Here is a 565-nt window from a genome sequence, read left to right as displayed (position 1 = left end):
GACTGGGTTGATGAGCCCCATACATCCAAGGGATACCAATCTGATTTTGATCTTCTGATTATTGTCAATGACAGGCGACTAACGGAATTTTCAACATATTGGAATAAGGCGGATGACCGGCTCATCCGCGCACAGGATTTGAAGACCCCTGTTAAGTTCATCGTTCACTCGAGACGAGAGATCAACAATGCGCTTAAGCAAGGACAGTACTTTTTTGTCGATATCAGACGCCAGGGAATTGTGCTCTATGAGCTCGATGATGAGCCATTGGCCGAACCGCGGCCAATATCAGATCGTGACGCATATCAAATCGCGAAGGGGCATTTTGAGGATCGCTTGCCGCATGCGCAGAATTTTGTAAAAGGTGCCAAATTCTACTTTCAAGAAAGGGACTTTAAGGAAGCTGCTTTTCTTTTCCACCAGGCCATTGAGCAAGCGTATTCCGGTTTGCTTCTCACGTTGACCAATTACACGCCTGCTTCGCATAACATTAAGTTTTTACGGAGCATTGCGGAAAGCCAGGCGCCAGGTTTGGCGGATGTTTGGCCGCGAGATCAGCAGCGCT

The 565-nt window shown here is 47.8% G+C and carries 1 protein-coding gene; it reads left to right on the top strand.

Translation table 11 applies throughout. The annotated features are described in order from the left end of the window. Window positions 1-565, top strand: a 565-nt coding sequence (locus ACOZHT_RS24415; protein WP_421567123.1) for a HEPN domain-containing protein, incomplete at both ends; no start/stop codon positions are given.

It is taken from the genome of Ochrobactrum sp. EDr1-4 (genome assembly GCF_049199085.1).
Lineage (GTDB): Bacteria > Pseudomonadota > Alphaproteobacteria > Rhizobiales > Rhizobiaceae > Brucella.
The sequence above is the reverse complement of the archived record's forward strand: the minus strand, read 5'-3'. Positions and strand labels throughout refer to the sequence as shown.